At 58.9% G+C, this 17,688-nt stretch carries 13 protein-coding genes; 9 read left to right on the forward strand and 4 right to left on the reverse strand.

Features of this window, described 5'->3' with window-relative positions; genetic code table 11:
* The first annotated feature begins 6 nt into the window (after window positions 1-6).
* Window positions 7-855 (forward strand): adenylate/guanylate cyclase domain-containing protein, encoded by an 849-nt coding sequence (locus tag V7Z56_RS11180; RefSeq protein ID WP_334129536.1) that lies wholly within the window; start codon window positions 7-9, stop codon window positions 853-855.
* Here V7Z56_RS11180 and V7Z56_RS11185 read toward each other — a convergent pair.
* Entirely contained in the window at window positions 852-4,970 is a 4,119-nt protein-coding gene (locus V7Z56_RS11185) for a Calx-beta domain-containing protein (RefSeq protein ID WP_334129537.1), read from the reverse strand. The two genes, V7Z56_RS11180 and V7Z56_RS11185, sit on opposite strands and share 4 nt — an antisense overlap.
* 284 nt (window positions 4,971-5,254) lie before the next feature.
* Between V7Z56_RS11185 and V7Z56_RS11190 the strand changes: the two genes are divergently transcribed.
* Complete coding sequence (locus V7Z56_RS11190) at window positions 5,255-7,471, forward strand: CHASE2 domain-containing protein (protein WP_334129538.1); 2,217 nt, start codon at window positions 5,255-5,257, stop codon at window positions 7,469-7,471.
* A gap of 39 nt (window positions 7,472-7,510) precedes the next feature.
* On the opposite strand, the gene V7Z56_RS11195 is transcribed toward V7Z56_RS11190, so the two are convergent.
* Window positions 7,511-8,152 (reverse strand): HAD-IA family hydrolase, encoded by a 642-nt coding sequence (locus tag V7Z56_RS11195; RefSeq protein ID WP_334129539.1) that lies wholly within the window; start codon window positions 8,150-8,152, stop codon window positions 7,511-7,513.
* Between the two features lie 205 nt (window positions 8,153-8,357).
* Here V7Z56_RS11195 and V7Z56_RS11200 point away from each other — a divergent pair, with 205 nt between their 5' ends.
* Complete coding sequence (locus V7Z56_RS11200; RefSeq protein WP_334129540.1) at window positions 8,358-9,164, forward strand: pentapeptide repeat-containing protein; 807 nt, start codon at window positions 8,358-8,360, stop codon at window positions 9,162-9,164.
* Between the two features lie 63 nt (window positions 9,165-9,227).
* On the opposite strand, the gene V7Z56_RS11205 is transcribed toward V7Z56_RS11200, so the two are convergent.
* Window positions 9,228-10,625: an FAD-binding oxidoreductase gene (locus V7Z56_RS11205; protein WP_334129541.1), complete on the reverse strand. Its 1,398-nt coding sequence runs from the start codon at window positions 10,623-10,625 to the stop codon at window positions 9,228-9,230.
* Window positions 10,626-10,729: 104 nt separating this feature from the next.
* Between V7Z56_RS11205 and V7Z56_RS11210 the strand changes: the two genes are divergently transcribed.
* Window positions 10,730-11,224, forward strand: coding sequence for a thioesterase family protein (locus V7Z56_RS11210; protein WP_334129543.1), 495 nt, complete (start codon window positions 10,730-10,732; stop codon window positions 11,222-11,224).
* Window positions 11,225-11,235: 11 nt separating this feature from the next.
* On the opposite strand, the gene V7Z56_RS11215 is transcribed toward V7Z56_RS11210, so the two are convergent.
* Window positions 11,236-12,366, reverse strand: a complete 1,131-nt coding sequence (locus tag V7Z56_RS11215; RefSeq protein ID WP_334129544.1) for a DUF2336 domain-containing protein — start codon at window positions 12,364-12,366, stop codon at window positions 11,236-11,238.
* Between the two features lie 157 nt (window positions 12,367-12,523).
* Between V7Z56_RS11215 and V7Z56_RS11220 the strand changes: the two genes are divergently transcribed.
* From V7Z56_RS11220 to dgcA, 5 genes are all read left to right on the forward strand, one after another.
* Window positions 12,524-12,907 (forward strand): c-type cytochrome, encoded by a 384-nt coding sequence (locus tag V7Z56_RS11220; protein ID WP_334129545.1) that lies wholly within the window; start codon window positions 12,524-12,526, stop codon window positions 12,905-12,907.
* Window positions 12,908-13,194: 287 nt separating this feature from the next.
* Entirely contained in the window at window positions 13,195-14,979 is a 1,785-nt protein-coding gene (locus tag V7Z56_RS11225; RefSeq protein ID WP_334129546.1) for a putative bifunctional diguanylate cyclase/phosphodiesterase, read from the forward strand.
* Between the two features lie 74 nt (window positions 14,980-15,053).
* On the forward strand, window positions 15,054-15,656 hold the full coding sequence (locus V7Z56_RS11230; protein WP_334129547.1) for a gamma carbonic anhydrase family protein: 603 nt from the start codon (window positions 15,054-15,056) through the stop codon (window positions 15,654-15,656).
* A 31-nt stretch (window positions 15,657-15,687) separates the two neighbouring features.
* The gene (gene dgcN / locus V7Z56_RS11235) at window positions 15,688-16,689 is read left to right on the forward strand and encodes an N-acetyltransferase DgcN (protein ID WP_334129548.1); all 1,002 of its coding nucleotides are present in this window, start codon (window positions 15,688-15,690) and stop codon (window positions 16,687-16,689) included.
* Complete coding sequence (gene dgcA / locus V7Z56_RS11240) at window positions 16,686-17,672, forward strand: N-acetyl-D-Glu racemase DgcA (RefSeq protein WP_334129549.1); 987 nt, start codon at window positions 16,686-16,688, stop codon at window positions 17,670-17,672. Before dgcN ends, dgcA begins: the two co-directional genes overlap by 4 nt.
* Window positions 17,673-17,688: the final 16 nt, after the last annotated feature.

Below are 17,688 nucleotides of genomic sequence, written 5' to 3' on the forward strand. Positions count from 1 at the left end.
CGCGGAATGTCCTCGGAGATAGACAGAAGGCTGACAACGATCCTTTGCGCTGATGTGGCGGGATACAGTCGGCTTATGAATATCGACGAGGAGAGAACGCTCGCCCGCCTCAAAAAGACCCGCGATATCTTTCTCGACCATATCGGCCGCCACGGCGGACGCGTGATCAACATGACGGGAGACGGCCTCCTCGGCGAGTTTCCAAGCGTCGTTCGCGCCGTGGAATGCGCGGTCGAGGTGCAGAATATTCTCAACCGGGAGGGCCGCACCCAGCCGCCGGCCAAGCGGATGCTCTATCGCATCGGCATCAATGTCGGCGATATCATGGTCGATAAGGACGATATTTTTGGCGACGGGGTCAATGTGGCGGCGCGGCTGGAAGCCATGGCTCCGGTCGGCGGCATTTGCATTTCCGGCTCGGCTTTCGAGCAGGTCAAGCACCATCTGCCGCGCGAATTCCGGTTTCTCGGCAACCGGGAAGTCAAGAACATCGCCGAGCCCATCCCCGTTTACTCCCTTATTCTCAGCGAGGCACCGGCCACAGCAGCGGCCGAGGCGCCGCGGGCGGAAGCATCATTTGATGAGGCGGGAGACACGCAGTTCCACGTGAAGGCGGCGCAGCAGGCGAGATTTTATCACCGCGCGATGATGTATGGCGGGATCATTCTCCTCCTCTTCATCATTAATCTCAGCACGTCGACGGATTACTGGTGGTTTCTCTGGCCGACCGGCGCGCTCGCTTTCGTCCTGCTGATGAACGCGATCAGGGTTTTCGGCAAGGGCCATTATTCCCGCGACTGGCATGAGCGGAGGGTCCGCGACATGAAAGCCCGAAAGCGGCCGGACGGTCGCTAGGATTCGTCCACCACGATTTTTGACGCAATCTCATCGAGCGCGCGGATATCCGCTGTCGCATAATTCTCAAACGCAATAGTCGGCCCGCCAACGGCCTGCAAGCTCAACGTCGCGGTCCCGTCGATGACCGACAAATCCCAGCTGTCGCCGCGCCCGCGCTCCTCCGCCAGTAAGCCGAGGCTGTCAAAAAGCTGATCGAGATTGATATGGTCCTCCGACACATCGAAGTCGGTGATGATCGTCTGGCCGTCGCTGACCGAGGTGAAATAGAACACATCCGCCCCCGCGCCGCCGCTCAAACTATCATTCCCGCCATTTCCGAAGAGCGCGTCATCACCGCCGAGGCCGGACATCACGTCATCGCCCGCCGTGCCAAAAAGCGTGTCGCCGAAGTCCGTGCCCGCAATCATCGCAGTCCGCGCCCCAAAGCTCGCAAACGCAGCGACATCGCCAACGCCCGTGTCCACGAAGGTGAATGTGAGGGAGGTACTGCTGGTATCCCCGTCGCCATCCGTCAGGACATATTCGAAGCTGTCAACCGCGCCCGCTTCCGTGCCGGGCGGCGCACTATAGACATAGTTGCCCGCCGCATCGATGGAGAACTCCCCGTTCAGCAGGGTGTCTATGACAAGCGGATCGCCATTCTGCGGGATCTCATATTCCTCCCCGTTATAGATCAGCGCCGTGAGCCGCGCGCCATCCGCACCGGGATTGTCGACGGAGCCGGAACTTACGACGTTATCCATCTCCACCACCGGAACCATATCGACCAGCACCGCGGCGAGATCCGCAGGATCGGTCACGATAACCGGATCATCGCCGGCGTTTTCGACTTTGGCGAGTTCAACGGCGCTCGCATCATTGCCAAGGCCGATTGCAACCACCTCGATATCATTGCTGTCGACAAATTGCTGCCACCCGTTGCCGCCCGCCGTCGGAACAGCCTGACCGTTACTCGGCTCGCCGTCCGAAATGAAATAGACGGTCGTCGTATAACCGTCCAGCCCCGGATCGGCGAGCTGCGCGGAAAGTATCCCCTCGGCACCCGTCGGGGTGTTGGCAAGCGCGGCGGCGTAATTTGTCGGCCCGCCCGGTACCAGATTATCGGCATCCATGACGAAGGCCCGCGCCTCCTCGATGGAACTGCCGGTATAGGCGATCGAGGCGGCCGAGGAGAAGGCGAGAATGGTGATATTCATCTCCCGCGCGGCGCCCGCATATTCGGACAGCATCTTTTCAACGGCGCCGCGCAGCAGCTGGATACGGCTCTCGTCGCTGCCGGGGGCGATCTGCGCCATAGAACCCGACATGTCGAGAACGAACAAAAGATTATAGTCGGGCAGCGGGACTGCCGGTAGCTCTACCGCATCCGGGCTCGCAACAGGCATGTCATCGAGGATCGTCGCGGTGAACGAGCCGCTCGCCGCCGTCCCGTCCTGATCAGTGACGGTATAGGCAAACGACAGATCGAGACTGTCCGCAGTCTCCGCATGGTCAATCGCCTCTTTCAGGGTGAACGTATATCGATACCCCTCGCCTTCCGGATCCGGCCCGAAATCGAGCGAAAAGACCGGGCGGGCCGCCCCCTCTAGCGGCACAGCCATGGCGGCAATGCGCATCGTCACCCCGTCAGGCAATGTCGAAACCGAATAGACGACCGGATCGCCATTTGATGAGAGCGTCGGCAGACTGTCGAGATCGAGCGTGACGCTTCCCGCGCCGTCAAGACCGAAATCAACGGGAACGGATCCGCTCACCACGGCATCGGCGGGCGACGGATCGGTGCCCTCCGGCAGGGCCTCTTCGGAAATGACCACAGATGCGACCGTCCCGAGGGTCGGTCCGCTGTCGGCGATATGCACCGGCAGGACGCCGGATGCCGTGACGCCGGTCGGCCCCGTTACCGTGAAGGCGAGATCAAAGCCGATCATGTCAAGATTGGCGCCGTCCGCATCGAGATGATCAATCGGCTGCAGAAGCGTGAAATCATAGGATCCGTCGATATTGAGCGTCGCCGTGAAAACCGGGACGCCATTCGCCGACCCCGTCACCGTGTTGGTGCCAAGCCCGCCAAGGACAACCGGATTGCCCCGCGATGTCAGGCCAAGGCTCGCAAAGTCCGCCTGCACGGCATCGAATGACACGGCCACGATCTCCCCGGTAATCCCGATGGAGCCGTCGTTTATGGCGTCGCCCTCTGCTGATTCCGTGACGTCCGCGGGCATTGGCTCGCCAATTTCGATAGGAATATAGTCGTTATCCTCGATAACAATGCTGATGCCCTCGGAGCCGTTCGCGACGACAACATTGCTCGACCCGCCGACCAGCGTGAGCGTGAGGGTTTCCGCTGCTTCAACGATATTGTCATCAAGAAGGGTGATATTGACGACCGCCTTGGCGCCGGGCGCGAGCCCGGTTTCGCCGCCTTCAAAAAGGACGGTCTGCACGCCGTCGGTGAGATAGTCGGTGCCCGCCGTCGCCGTTCCGGTGATCACATAGTTGACCGCGACGGTCACACCCGGCGCAACCGCCTTGTCGAGCGTCAGCTCGAAGGAAAGAACGCCAGCACTCTCATCGGCGCTGACAATTTCGCCCTCGACGATGGGCACGCCGCCGATGGTGGCGTTTGAGAGGGTGACAATGCCGATATCGTCATCGGTAATCACGACCATCGCCTGGCTGGACGCCACATTGATGTTCGCATTCTGCGCGCCCGTCAGCGCGATGACAAAGAATTCGACGTCCTCGATCACGTCATCGTCGACGACGCTGACGGTAAAGGTTGCGCGCGTCGCGCCGGCGGGAATAACAATCTGCCCGTTATTGCCCCCCTCGACAATATAATCAAGGCCGCCCGGCAATCCTGTATCCGCCCCGGAAGCCGAACCCGCGCGAATCTCATAAGTAATGGTCACCGGCACGTTGGTCGGTTCGCTCAGGCTGATCACGATCTGGAAGCTCTGCGTACTGCCGGTTACCGGATCCGCGATCGAAACGACATTGAGGCTTGTTTGAGGCCCAAGCCCGGTAATTTCCTGCAGGTCGCGCAGCCGGTCGAGATCGAGATCGGTTTCCCCGAGCAGATCGCCCGACTTCAGAAGATCGCCGACAACGAGGCCGCCATCAATCCCGCCATCCACGAACGGATTGAACCCGGCTCCGCCGCCGTTTTGCGAGCGCCGGCCGCCCTCCGGATTGATCCTGTCGGGATCGAAATCCTCCTCATCCCTGAACCAGTTCGGATTGATCAGCCGAAGGACATCGCCGTAAAGGTCGATCGCCTGCTGGTCGCTGAGCAGGAACGGCTGGCTTGGTGCGATGGAATAGCTGGTGACGATGACCGATTGATTCGGCAGCGTCAAAAGTTCGGAGCCGGCTTCGTTGGTAACGACAATCGCCCCGGTGAAAAGGGTAAAAACCGATTCCTCCCCGATACTCCTGACCTCGCCCGACCAGCTGGTGCCGCGGATACCAATGGTGCCGACGGGCGTCCTGACATCGACATTTTCCGGCTCGTCCTTGGCGATCTGCCCGCTGATGAGAGAGAAAATCCCCTGGAGCAATGAAATACCGAACTTTCCGCTTCCGGCCGACGGATTGTAGATCAGCTCATCCAGCACCGCCCGCCCGTTCTCATTCATGGAAAATTGCGTGTCATCGAGAAATACGATCGTGAAGGAGGAGCCGCTGCCGGTCTCTATGATATCGCCCTGATAAACGGCGGCGCCTTCGACAAGGTCCGAGGTCGTCCCGTCGGCATGGCGGGCGCTGACCGTGCCTTCAAGCCGGACAACCTCGCCGATCGGGCCGCCCGCGTCGGACTGCACCGTCGCCGATTGCGCGAGAGGCCCGGGGCCTGAAAGTTTGCTGACAAGGTCGGAGGGGAGGCGCGCGCCGCCTGCGGTCACAAGATCGGCGCCGGGGCCGGAGGCAAAATAATCATGAATGGTAATAAAGTCGCCATCCTCGGCAATCAGCCGAAGGTCAACGCCGTCCCGCACGAATTCTGCAACGAGCGGCTTCAGTTCATCGCCAAGTTGCAGTGATCCCGCTTCGGGCGCTTGATAGTCTGCAAGCGGGCGGCCCTCAAGGACAGACGATACTTCCTGTTTCATATAAGAGAACCTCTGGTCGGAAGAAATTTATTGCCATTCGAATAATGCCACGACAGAATTTAGCACCCCTCCCCGGAACCGCGGCTTGAGGGGCGATCAGGGAAAGACGGGAATAAAGATAAAAAAAGATCTAAGCACTCTGGTTTCAACCGACTGAGTATGCCACATTTCAAACATATTTCATAAAATTTTTCGCATGTATAGTTAACGGGAAAATTTTACAGCGATTTACTGACAATTTTCGCGTTGGCGGACATAAAAACGGGGGGACGGTGGCCACATCCATGCGAACAAGAAATCCGCTCGCGCGTCTTTCTTTCGTCGGCCTCAGTCGCGTTTGGGCGCTTCTCCTGCTGGCCACAGCGCTTTTTCTGCAGATTTACGATCCCGTCGTCCTTTCCAGCTTTCGTGATCGTATTTTTGACATCTACCAGCAGTCCCACCCGCGCGAGCCGCAAAGCCCCCGCCCCGTCATTGTCATCGATATCGACGAGCAGAGCCTGCTGCATCTCGGCCAATGGCCGTGGCCGCGAACACTGCTTGCGGAACTCGTCGACAAGCTGACCGAAATGGGCGCGGCGGTTATCGGCTTCGATATTCTGTTTGCCGAGCCCGATCGCCTGTCGCCGGATAAGATGCCAGAGAATATACAGGATCTTCCGCCGGATATCGAAGAGCGGCTTCGCGCGCTGCCCTCCTTCGACGATATCTTCGCACAATCGATTGCCGAAAGTCGGGTTGTTCTCGGGATATCGGTTATTACAAACGTCACGGGCGCGAACAATCTCGGGCTGAACCGGATTCCGTCTTTCGCGATCCTCGGGCCGCACCCGCGAAAATATCTAAAGGGGTATCCGGCGCTCATCGGGAACATTGAGGTGCTCGACGAAGCCGCCAAAGGACGCGGCATGATCAGTCTTGCGCAGGATTTCGATGGCATCGTCCGGCGCGTCCCTCTCGCCAACCGCGTCGGCCATCAGATCATCCCCTCCCTCGCCCTTGATATGCTCCGCGTCGCCACGGAGCGCAATGTGATTATCCAGGCGAGCGATAACGGTATCGTCGGTTTCAAGGTGGCGGGAACGCTCGTGCCGACCGATACGCGCGGGCGCATCCGCATCAAATATGCCGAATATGATCCGTCCCTCTATATCTCCGCGCTCGACGTAGTGACGGGCGCCGTTGACCCTGCCCGCATCAGCGGCAAGCTCGTTCTCGTCGGCACATCGGCGACCGGGCTGAAGGATCTGCGCGCCTCCCCTCTCATGGCGAACCTGCCCGGGGTGGAGATGCATCTGCAGCTGCTCGAAAATATCTGGACCGACAGCTATCTGTTCCGGCCCGACTTCATCGCCATTTTTGAATGGACCGGCACGCTTGTCACGGGGTTACTGCTGATCCTTCTTGCACCGCTGGTCGGGGCGCGGACGACGCTCGGGCTTCTGGTCTTTATTTCCGTGACCGCGATCGGCTCGTCGATTTTCTTTTTCGTCTATAAGTCTATCCTGATCGACGTGAGCTACACGCTTCTCGTCTCGATCCTCGTCTATATTACGATGGTCTATTCCAACTACCGGGGCACGGAACAGGAGCGAACGCGCATACGCAATGCCTTCGCGCATTATCTCTCGCCAGAGCTCGTCGAGCGGCTTTCGGCCTCACCCGAAAGCCTCGTTCTCGGCGGCGAGGAGCGCGAGATGACCTTCATGTTCTGCGACGTGCGCGAATTCACGGTCATTTCCGAGGCCTATCGCCACGATCCTCGCGGCCTCACCCATCTGATCAACCGCTTCCTGACGCCGATGACAGACGAAATTCTGAGGCACAACGGCACGGTCGATAAATATATGGGCGATTCGATCATGGCCTTCTGGAATGCGCCGCTCGAAAATCCGCATCACCCGAAGGATGCAGCCGACGCCGCGCTGCAAATGCGCGTTCGCCTCGTCGATCTCAATGCGAAGCTGAAAGAGGAAGCCGAAGCCGAGAATCGCCCGTTCAAGGCGCTGCGCATCGGCATCGGGCTCAATACCGGGGTCTGTATCGTCGGCAATCTGGGATCGGAGCAGCGCTTCGATTATTCGGTGCTCGGCGATCCCGTCAACCTCGCCTCGCGCCTCGAAGGGCAGACGAAGGAATATGGTATCAGCCCCATCGTCGGCGAAAGCACCGCCGCCGCGATACCCGATTATGCTCTCATCAAGCTCGATCTGATCGCCGTTAAAGGCAAGGAGGAAGCCGTCTTTATCTATGGCCTTTTCGGCGATGCGGAGCATGCAACGCGCACCGATTTCCAAAGCATGAAATCGTTGATCGAAGGCTTCCTTGCGCTATATCTCGACCGCCGGTGGGACGACGCGTTGCAGCAGCTCGACCGGATCGCGGAGACGAACGAGCGTCTTGCCAAATATGCCGCCCTCTTTCGCATGCGTATCCAGGGCTTCCAGGCCGAGCCGCCGCCGGAAAGCTGGGACGGCGTCTATCGGGCAACTGAAAAATAGCCGCAAGAGGAGAAGCGGCGCCGGCGTCAGCCTCAGATATCAGGAAAAGCTGAGGCCGGATGCCGCCGAAAGATCGCGCAGCGCCTGCGCTTCGCTGACCACCTTGATGGTTGTCATCCCCATCGCGGCCGCCGGCTTCAGGTTGATGCCGAGATCGTCGAGATAGACCACTTCCTCCGGCGCAACGCCCATCTGCTCGCAGGCATATTCATAGATTTTCGGATCGGGCTTGCGAAGTCCGATCTTGCTGGATTCGATGACTTGCGTGAACAGCGCCATCACCTCGCGCACGGCGGCCTGCGACGCGGCATCGCGCGCCATGCCCGGCCCCTTGCCCGAGGCGACATTATTGGTGAGGCAGGTGCAGTTGTATTTTTCGCGGCAGATGTTAAGGGCATTGACCATGTTGGGCCGGACGGCGCCGCCGAGGAGCGCGATAATATCCGCGCCGGCAACCGAGTGGCCAAGCGCCGCGCATTCCGCTTCAAAAAGCCTGTCGAACTGGTCCAGCGTGATTTCGCTTCGTTCAAACTGCGCCCAGGCGTTCGTGTCAGGGTTGGTCGCATTGATTTTCCGGATGAAGTCTTTCGGCAGTCCCCGCTCGATTTCGAATCGGGCGAACGCTTCGAATGGGCTCGTCGTCAGAACGCCGCCGAAATCCCACAGGATGGCTTTTATCATGTTGAGAATATACCTTTGAGAATACACCATTTGGCGATGCCGAAACTTGGCCCCGCACCGCATTATCATTCTTGCTTTCGTCAGATAGTGACAGCCGTCCGTTATCCTGTCAAACATCAAGACAATTGAATTCGCAAGTAGAAATATTAGCTGTAAAATGAAACGGTAACCAAATCAACATACCCCTGCCGGTCGGAGCATCCCCATGAATAAAGTGATTGCGAGTATCCTGTTTCTTGTCGTCACGACGTCGAGCGTGGCCGCTTTCAAGGCTGAGGACGTTGAAAAGCTGAGCGCGACCCGCAGTTGCGGCGGCTGCGATCTGCGCGGCGCCAAGCTTCAGTACCAGGAGTTGAGAGAGGCACAATTAGCCGCGGCAAACTTCCGCGATTCATTCCTGAAGCACGTCGATTTCAGCAACGCCAACCTTGCCGGCGCCGATTTACGGCGCTCCGACATGGAAAAGGCCATCCTGATATCGGCCAATCTGGAGCAGGCGATCTTGCAGGATGCCGATCTCGAAAAGGCGATGATGGCAAACGCTACCTTGAGCCGTGCCGACCTTCGCAATGCGGATTTCGACAGCGCGGAAATTGAAGGCGGCATGTTCCAGGATGCCGACATCCGCAACGCCAATTTCAAACGTGCCAGGCTCGCGGATGCGAATTTCACCGGCGCGAAAATGTCGGGCGTCAACTTCAAGCGCGCGGTGATGATCGGCGCGACAATGACCCGGGCCGAGCTTACCAATGCGCAGTTCATTCGGGTCGATCTTTCAGGCGCGCGCCTTGATCATGCGGATATCCGCTACGCGAACTTCTACCGCGCCAATCTAACGAATGTGGATTTCTCCGGCTCCCGCCTCGCGGACGCCCTCTTCTGGGGCGCCAATCTTTCAGGGGCAAACCTGAAAGACGCGAGAGGACTGAAGCAGGAGCAGATCGATGCCGCCTGCGGCGATGACAAGACGCGCCTTCCCGGCAAGCTCAAAGTCGCGAAATGCACCTCCTGACCACCGCGAGATGACGTCGCACCGCGGTTGTTGTCGTTGCGGGGTCCGCGCGGATTCCCGGCGCTACTCCGCAGCGCGGGCGGGAATGATTTTTCCGGGGTTCATGATGTTATCGGGGTCCAGCGCCTGCTTCAGCGCCGCCATCACCTCGACAGCCTCGCCATGCTCAAGATGCATATATTTTATCTTGCCAAGGCCGATGCCGTGTTCGCCCGTGCAGGTCCCGTCCATGGACAACGCGCGCTCGACCAGCCGGGCATTGATCCGCTCGGCCTCCGCCATTTCCGCAGGATCTTCTTTTCTGATCACAAAGCAGAGATGGAAGTTGCCGTCGCCGACATGGCCGACAAGCGGGGCAACGAGGAAGCTCTCGTCCAGATCCTTCTTGGTCTCGCGAATGCAGTCGGCGAGCCGGGAGATCGGCACACAGACATCGGTCGCCCAGAGTGATGCGCCCGGGCGAAGTGCGATGGCGGCATAGGCCGCGTCGTGCCGCGCCTGCCAGAGCTTTGTGCGCTCCTCGGCCTGCGTCGTCCATTGGAAGTCGCCGGCGCCGAAGTCGCGGCAAATCGCGCTCACCTGCTCCGCCTGCTCGCGGACCGAGGCATTGCTGCCGTGAAACTCCAGGAACAGCGTCGGCTGAACCGGCAGATCGAGCTTTGAATAGCGGTTGACGGCGTCGACCTGAACATCATCAAGAAGTTCGATGCGCGCGACGGGGATACCGTTCTGGATCGTCTGGATCACCGATTGCACGGCGCCCTCGATATCCGGGAACGACACCGTCGCGGCGGAAATCGCCTCCGGAATGCCGTAAAGACGGAGCGTGATCTCGGTGATGATGCCGAGCGTCCCCTCCGCACCAATGTAGAGTTTTGTCAGGTCATAGCCAGCGGCGCTTTTCTTGGCCCGGTGGCCGGTCGAGATGATGCGCCCATCCGGCAACACGACCTTGAGACTGAGAATATTCTCGCGCATCGTGCCATAGCGCACCGCGTTTGTGCCGGAGGCGCGGGTTGACGCCATGCCGCCAATCGATGCATCGGCGCCCGGATCCACGGGGAAGAAGAGCCCGGTATCGCGCAAATACTCATTGAGCTGCTTTCGCCGCACACCGGGCTGAACCGTGCAGTCGAGATCCTCGGGACTGACGCGCAGGATCGCATTCATGTGGTTGAGGTCGATCGAAATCCCGCCCGCAACCGCGTTGACATGCCCTTCGAGCGACGTGCCTGCGGCGAAAGGGATAACCGGCACCTTATGTGCGGCGCAGATCCTGATGATCGCCGAAACCTCTTCAGTGCTCGTCGCAAAACAGACCGCATCCGGGGCCTCAACCGTGTGCCAGCTTTCATCCTTGCCGTGCTGGTCGCGCACCGCGGCGGCGGTCGAGCAGCGATCCCCGAGCAGTTTCGAAAGCTTGGCTATAACCTGATCTATCTCCGGATGTTTTTCCGCCATCTTGCGTTCCCTTTCTGTCGACCACTCTGGCCAGCGGGTATTATTGCCCGTATCATACAGGCAAACCGCCGCGTAAAGGAAGAAGAAGAATAGGAAGTTCGCTTATGAGTAACTCCGCATTGACGCGCCTGCATGAACAAACGGTCCTGCCGGAATGGATCGACAATAACGATCATATGAATGTCGCCTACTATGTTCTGATATTCGACAATTCGCTTGATATCCTGCTCGACGAGATTGGCCTGACGCGCGCCTATCGGAAGGCGTCCAACTGCACGGTCTATGTCCTCGAAACGCATGTCTGCTACCTGCAGGAGGTAAAGAAAGGCGATCCGCTGAGCATTTTCGTGCGCGTCCTCGACTGTGATGAGAAGCGGATGCATCTTTTCTTTGAAATGCGTCACCGCGATGACGGCTTTCTCGCCGCGACATCGGAGCAGATGGTGATGCATCTCGACAGGGCGGGACCGGCGCCGAAAGCGGCCGCGATGCCCGCCGCGATGCAACAGGCGCTGAATGCGCGAAAAGACCGCTTCAAGGGTGTGTCCTACCCAAGCCAAGCCGGAAAGGTGATCAGCATCCGCCGCAAGCAGGCGTAGGCCCGCGCCGATCAGGCCGCTTTGCTATTGCCGAGTTTGCCGATCAGGTAATCGACATTGTCGCCGTCGAATTCATCCTGGAAATGCGTCAGTACGCGCTCGATCACGCGGTTGCGGTAGCGTTCCCGATCGCCGGGGGTGCCGTCGAAATCAAGCTCCGCCGCAACATCCAGGCCAACCCGCATGATGTCCTGCAGGCCGCCGGGAATATTGGATTTTTCGCAAAGCCGTTTGAGCCCGTTGCCACCCGCATCATTGACCAGAATATGCACGTTGGAGACGGCGATATTGGCATATTTCGCCATCGCCGTTTCGAAGAAGTCCACATCCCCGACACAGAGCGCCCGGAGAATAATGGTCGGCGTCAGCCGGCCGTTGGCGTGAAGCTGATCGATCAGTTCGACGAGTTCCGCATGGCTTGCGCCGTCCTTGATAAAGCCAATCATGGTTTTCTCGCGGCTTTCAAGGATAATGTCCGTCGCCAGTCCGGGCGGCATCTCGTGGTGGGTGACCAGATGTTCACGCAGCTTGTCCGAGACCATGCTGACGAGGCGCTCGGTTACCGTGATCGGCAAGGCGGCCCGGCGGACCATGGGCGCCTTGACTTTATCACTGTCCTTAAACTGGTTAAGCACTTTTACATAGGTGTTTTCAGAAATTTCCGCGCCGTCATTCTGCATCAGCGTTGCGACGACATCTTCCGATCCCGCCTCGGCGAGCCGTTCCGAGACGAGCTCCGAGACCGTGCTGCGACGGGCGATCGCCATCTGGTGCAGGTCGGATTTCTGGCTGATGATCTCAAGCAGATCCTCGTCGCTGAGCGCGGTTGAATAGCTCAGCATCGGCGTTGCGACATCGGCGATATCGCTTGCGAGGGTTTTGACGATGTCACGGGGGAGATCGGGAACGAGTTTCAGCGTCTCCGCGAGTGTCTGACGCACGAGCACTTCGGCATCATTTACCAGCAGGCGGAAGATCGCTTCGGCTTCCCGCCGCTCCGCCTCCGTGAAGGCTGATCCGCTCATCCCGCCGGCGATCTTTTCAACCGTTGCCGCCCGCGCCGCCGCCGAGCGGTCCGTCAGCAGCCGCTCGACATCCGCAGGACTTAAAGAACCGTTCGTAGACACATTGGCTCCCGTCATTGACATATCTCGAACCTTCACTGTCGCGAAATTCTGTTAAGATAGTCTTAATCGGATGCCTGCCGCTCCGCGACAATATGCCCCCTGTTATCACTCTCCCCGCTATGATATCCGGACTCCTGAACATGGCGATGCGCCGTGGAAGATGGAGGTTATTATGAAGAGAATGAATGTAGTGGCAGTCGGGCTTTCTCTTGCCCTGTCCCTGACGGCGCTGCCGGCGCTGGCATCGGGGGACGCCGCGAAAGGTGAGGATATCTTCCAGAAGAAATGCCAGAGCTGCCATACCGCGGAAGAAGGCGCCGGCGCCAAGGTGGGGCCTAACCTGCACGGTATTTTCGGGAATAAGTCGGGCACCGGAGCGGACTATAAATATTCGAAGGCCATGATCGAGGCGGATCTCGTCTGGGACGAGGATACCCTCGACAAATATCTCGAGAAGCCCCGCAGCTTCGTCAAGGGGACGAAGATGAGCTTCGTCGGGCTGAAGAAGGAAAGCGAACGCGAAGACGTTATTTCCTATCTCAAAACTCTCGAATAAGTTCCAAAATTTATTTTTGGTCGGAAAAAGGTCTGGATTTCCAGACCTTTTCATTTTGCCTCCGACCCTGCATCGCGGTTCAGATTATATTGAAAATGTTGTGACAGCGCGCCTATTGTGCTTTCATGAGGTGTTCATAAATTAGCAATATAAGCTTTTGCTGATTCCGTCGCATTTTGTAAAAATTAATACCTTCTTTACATCCACCGCTTATAAGTTGGTGATGAGACATTCAACTTTCGCGGCGGCGCGGGCCGCGGGAACAAAAACCGAAAGAGAACAGTGCATTGACGATAAAAGGTTTAGCTTCCCGGCAGATCAAAAACCGAGATGTCACTGGAAGGGCGACTTCCGGGGCCGAGCGCGGACGCGTCCTCAGACTGAATTACAGCAAGCTCAAACTTCTCATTCTTGAACGCGGGACCGAGATTCTCGACTTCTGTCGCAGCATCGATATCCCCGTCAGCGGCCACGAGACGACCTATGACGAATCCATCGCGAAGGATATTTCGGCCGGTGTTTATAATTGTATCATCGTAGACGGTGCGGATGAAAATGACATCTGCATGCATATACTGACCTCGGTCGCAGGCGAGCCGCCGTTCCTGCCGGTTATCGTCATCGATGGCTCGCTCGGCTACCTGCGCCAGGGCGCATCGGAGTGTGTCGCGCGCTCGGAACTCAGCGCCGACCGGCTTGAAACCGCGCTTTTCAATGCTGACAGGCTATGCAAGCTGAATAATCGCACCACCATCCTCGAGATGGAGCTCTCCGCCTTTATCGAAGAGGATCCGCTGACCGCGCTGCCTGGTCGCAGCAAGTTCCGGATGCGGATCGCAAAGGCCATCGAAAAGGCGCATGCCCTCAAAATCCCGGCCTCGCTGATTATTCTCGACATCAACAATTTCCGCGTCCTCAACGAGATCCGCGGCCATGACTTCGGCGATGAGGTCCTGAAGCGCGTCGCGACGCGGCTGATCGACATTGCGCCGGACAACTCCATCATCGGCCGCCTCGGAGATGACGAGTTCGCCCTCTTCGCCCTCGACCAGAGATTTGTCGATCCGGTCGACAGCTACGCATCGCGGGTGCTGCAGGAGATTCGCCAGCCCTATATCATCGACAGTCAGAAAACCGATGTCAGCATTTCCATGGGGCTCGCCAATCTGAATGATCACGACACGGCCGACAGCCTGTTCCATAAATCCGTTGCCGCCCTTTATGCGGCGAAGCGCAAGAAAGTCTCGACGGTCCTCTATACGCATGAGGATGACTTTATCAGGCGGCGACAGCTCCGCCTTGCGCAGGACCTGCCCGAAGCCATCGCCCAGGATCAGCTGCTGCTCAACTACCAGCCGATCGTCCGCATCTCGGATCAGCGGGTCATCGGCGTCGAGGCGCTGGTCCGCTGGAAGCATCCGAAGCAGGGTCTTCTCTTCCCCGACACCTTTATTCCGCTCGCCGAAGGGTCCGGCTCGATTGAGGCGCTGACCGAATGGGTGCTGGAATGCGCGATCCGGCAGGGCGCATCGTGGCTCGAAAACGGGCTCCGGCTCTCCGTCTCCGTCAATATTTCGGCGCTGATCCTGCACAATCCGACCTTCCCGGACATGGTGGATCGCAAGCTGAAGAAAACCGGCTTCCCGGCGGAATTGCTGAAGCTTGAAATCACCGAAAGCGCGATCATTTCAGATGTCAACCGGGCGCGCGAGGTTGTCTTCAAACTGCATGATCTTGGCGTTTGCCTCTCGATCGACGATTTCGGCACGGGCTACACGTCGCTCGCATATCTGCGCAAGCTGCCCGTCGATGAGATCAAGATTGACAAGAGCTTCGTGCTCAACATGTCCCGCGTCGCCGATGATGAGGTGATTGTTCATACGCTGCTCGATCTTGCCCGCAATCTCGGCTTGTCGGTGGTTGCCGAAGGGGTCGAGGATGCGCAGATCTGGCGCATGCTGGAAGAACTCGGCTGCGATGCCGCGCAAGGATATTTCATGAGCCGGCCGATTGACCTTGATACATTTTCGGACTGGATGAAGACGCAAAGCTGGAAGCTCGAACTCGAATAGCCGATTTTTCACCAACATCCGTTTGACGTCGCCTTCGATATCCCTGAAAATAAATAAAAAGCAGGGAGCAGGAGATGTCAGAATTCGGCCCGGACGTCCTCATCAACGACGCCGCCTTTATCCACCCGAGCGCGCAGATCTATGGCAAGGTGCGCATTGAAAAAGGCGCCTCGCTCTGGCCCTACACGGTTATCCGCTCGGAATCCTCGGAAGTCGTCATCGGCGAATATACCAATATCCAGGATTTCGCGATGATCCATATCGGCAGCAATTCACCGACGATTATCGGCGCGCACTGTTCCATCACGCACCATTGCACGATCCACGGCTGCACCATCGGTGACAACTGCCTGATCGGAATCAACACGACGATCATGGATGATTGCGTGATCGGGAACAACTGCATCATCGCCGGGCATAGCTTCCTCAAGGAAGGAACCGTCATTCCCGACAACTCCATCGTTATGGGAACGCCCGGGAAAGTCGTCCGCACGCAGAACAATTACACCCGCTGCCGGATGAATGCGTTTCTCTACTATCGTAACGCCCTCGCCTATGCCCGCGGGGAGCACCGGGAATGGGCATCCGATGAGTGCATGAAACAGGTGCAGATCGAACTTGAAAAGCTGCAGGCGGAGCAGGACCGGCTGGAGAAAAAAGACGCATTGCCGGACTGAGGCAGATCAGCCAGACGGGACGAAAGACTCCATGAAAGAAATGCACAATCCCTATCTTATGTTTCTTGGCGACGTCGCCGATCAGCTCGCCGCCAAAACGGCGAAGGGGATTGTCGACTGGCGTCCTGACTGGTGCAGCGGCCAGCTTCGGCTCCCCGGCTGCAAAGCCGATCTCGGCATTGCCGACATGGGCATTGCAGAGGCGGTCGAGAACGGGGCGAGGACCATGATCGTCGGCATCGTCAATTCAGGCGGCTTTCTCCCCGACCACTGGATTTCCGTCATCACGGAGGCGCTCGACGCCGGGCTCGATGTCGCGAGCGGATTGCATATCCGCCTTGGCAGCATCCCCGAGATCAAAGCCGCCGCCGAGCGTAACGGCCGCACCCTCTTTGACGTGCGCCATCCGACCCAGACGATCCCGACCGGCAAAGGCACGCCCCGGAGCGGCAAGCGCCTGCTCGCCGTCGGCACCGACTGCTCCATCGGCAAGATGTACACCGCGCTCGCCCTTGAGAAAGAAATGAAGGCGCGCGGCATGAAAGCCGACTTTCGCGCCACCGGACAGACGGGCATCTTCATTGCCGGGTCGGGCATCTCCATCGATGCGGTCGTCGCCGATTTCATCTCCGGCGCCGTGGAAATGCTCTCTCCCGCCAATGATGCGGATCACTGGGACCTGATCGAAGGTCAGGGCTCGCTCTTTCACGCATCCTACGCCGGCGTCAGTCTCGGCCTTCTGCACGGCGCACAGGCCGATGCGCTTATCCTCTGCCACGAGCCGACACGCATCCATATGCGCGGCCTGCCGCATATGCCGATCCCGGGGCTTGAGGAATGTATGGAGCTCAATCTGGCCCTAGCGCGGCTCACCAACAAAAACGCCGCCTTCTACGGTATCGCCATCAACAGCTCCGGCCTGCCGGAGGAGGCGCGCACCGATTATCTTGCCAGCGTTGAGAAAAGGCTGGGCCTGCCGACCGTCGATCCGTTCCGCGACGGCACCGCCCGCATCGTCGACAATCTGCCATGAGCAAGCGCTCGCTTGCTGCGCGCGCGGAAAGCTGGCCCATAAAAGGCAGCTTCCGCATCAGCCGCGGCGCTAAAACCACTGCCGAAGTTATCATTGTGGAGATCACGGAAGGGCAGGTTACGGGGCGGGGCGAATGCGTCCCTTACGCCCGCTACGGCGAGAGCATCCGCTCGGTTCTCGGCCAGATTTCCTCCGTCCGCGCCTTTGTCGCGGATGAGTTGACGCGCGACGGGCTGCTGACCGTCCTGCCGCCCGGCGCCGCGCGAAACGCAATCGACTGCGCGCTTTGGGATCTGGAAGCGAAGCTTACCGGCAACAGCGTCGCCAAGATCGCCGGCATTCGCGCCCCCGGACCGGTCGTCACCGCCTACACGCTGTCGCTGGATACGCCGGAGAGAATGGGCGAGGCGGCGAAGGCAGAACAGCACCGCCCGCTCCTCAAGCTGAAACTCGGCGGCGCGGGCGATCTTGAGCGGGTTGCCGCGGTGCGCGCGAGTGCGCCAAGGGCCCGGCTGATTGTCGATGCCAATGAGGCCTGGGATGCCGATATGATGGTGGACTATTGCCCGCGGATGGCCGATTTTGGCGTCGAGCTTATCGAGCAGCCACTCCCCGCAGGCGATGATGCCATTCTTGGCGATATTGATCGGCCTGTCCCCATCTGCGCCGATGAGAGCGCCCATGATACCGCAACACTCAACGAGGTCGCGGCGCTCTATGACTTTATCAATATCAAGCTCGACAAGACTGGCGGGCTTACTGAGGCCCTGCTGCTCGCCGAGGCGGCGCGCGGCTACGGGCTCGGCGTGATGGTCGGCTGTATGCTCGGCACCAGCCTTGGCATGGCGCCCGCGCTCTATCTCTCGTCTTTCGCGCGCTTCATTGATCTCGATGGGCCTTTGTTGCTTGAGAAAGATCGCGAGAACGGTCTTACCTTCGATGGCAGCATTCTGCATCCGCCGACATCGGCGCTTTGGGGATAGCGAAGAGAGCGCGGCG

This window comes from Sneathiella sp., assembly GCF_036844445.1.
Classification (GTDB): Bacteria; Pseudomonadota; Alphaproteobacteria; order Sneathiellales; family Sneathiellaceae; genus Sneathiella.

Bases quoted from the DNA above. Each gene is read 5' to 3' on its own strand.
- V7Z56_RS11180 (WP_334129536.1), top strand. From the start codon at position 7: ATGTCCTCGGAGATAGACAGAAGGCTGACAACGATCCTTTGCGCTGAT.
- V7Z56_RS11185 (WP_334129537.1), bottom strand. From the start codon at position 4,970: ATGAAACAGGAAGTATCGTCTGTCCTTGAGGGCCGCCCGCTTGCAGAC.
- V7Z56_RS11190 (WP_334129538.1), top strand. From the start codon at position 5,255: ATGCGAACAAGAAATCCGCTCGCGCGTCTTTCTTTCGTCGGCCTCAGT.
- V7Z56_RS11195 (WP_334129539.1), bottom strand. From the start codon at position 8,152: ATGATAAAAGCCATCCTGTGGGATTTCGGCGGCGTTCTGACGACGAGC.
- V7Z56_RS11200 (WP_334129540.1), top strand. From the start codon at position 8,358: ATGAATAAAGTGATTGCGAGTATCCTGTTTCTTGTCGTCACGACGTCG.
- V7Z56_RS11205 (WP_334129541.1), bottom strand. From the start codon at position 10,625: ATGGCGGAAAAACATCCGGAGATAGATCAGGTTATAGCCAAGCTTTCG.
- V7Z56_RS11210 (WP_334129543.1), top strand. From the start codon at position 10,730: ATGAGTAACTCCGCATTGACGCGCCTGCATGAACAAACGGTCCTGCCG.
- V7Z56_RS11215 (WP_334129544.1), bottom strand. From the start codon at position 12,366: ATGACGGGAGCCAATGTGTCTACGAACGGTTCTTTAAGTCCTGCGGAT.
- V7Z56_RS11220 (WP_334129545.1), top strand. From the start codon at position 12,524: ATGAAGAGAATGAATGTAGTGGCAGTCGGGCTTTCTCTTGCCCTGTCC.
- V7Z56_RS11230 (WP_334129547.1), top strand. From the start codon at position 15,054: ATGTCAGAATTCGGCCCGGACGTCCTCATCAACGACGCCGCCTTTATC.
- dgcN (WP_334129548.1), top strand. From the start codon at position 15,688: ATGAAAGAAATGCACAATCCCTATCTTATGTTTCTTGGCGACGTCGCC.
- dgcA (WP_334129549.1), top strand. From the start codon at position 16,686: ATGAGCAAGCGCTCGCTTGCTGCGCGCGCGGAAAGCTGGCCCATAAAA.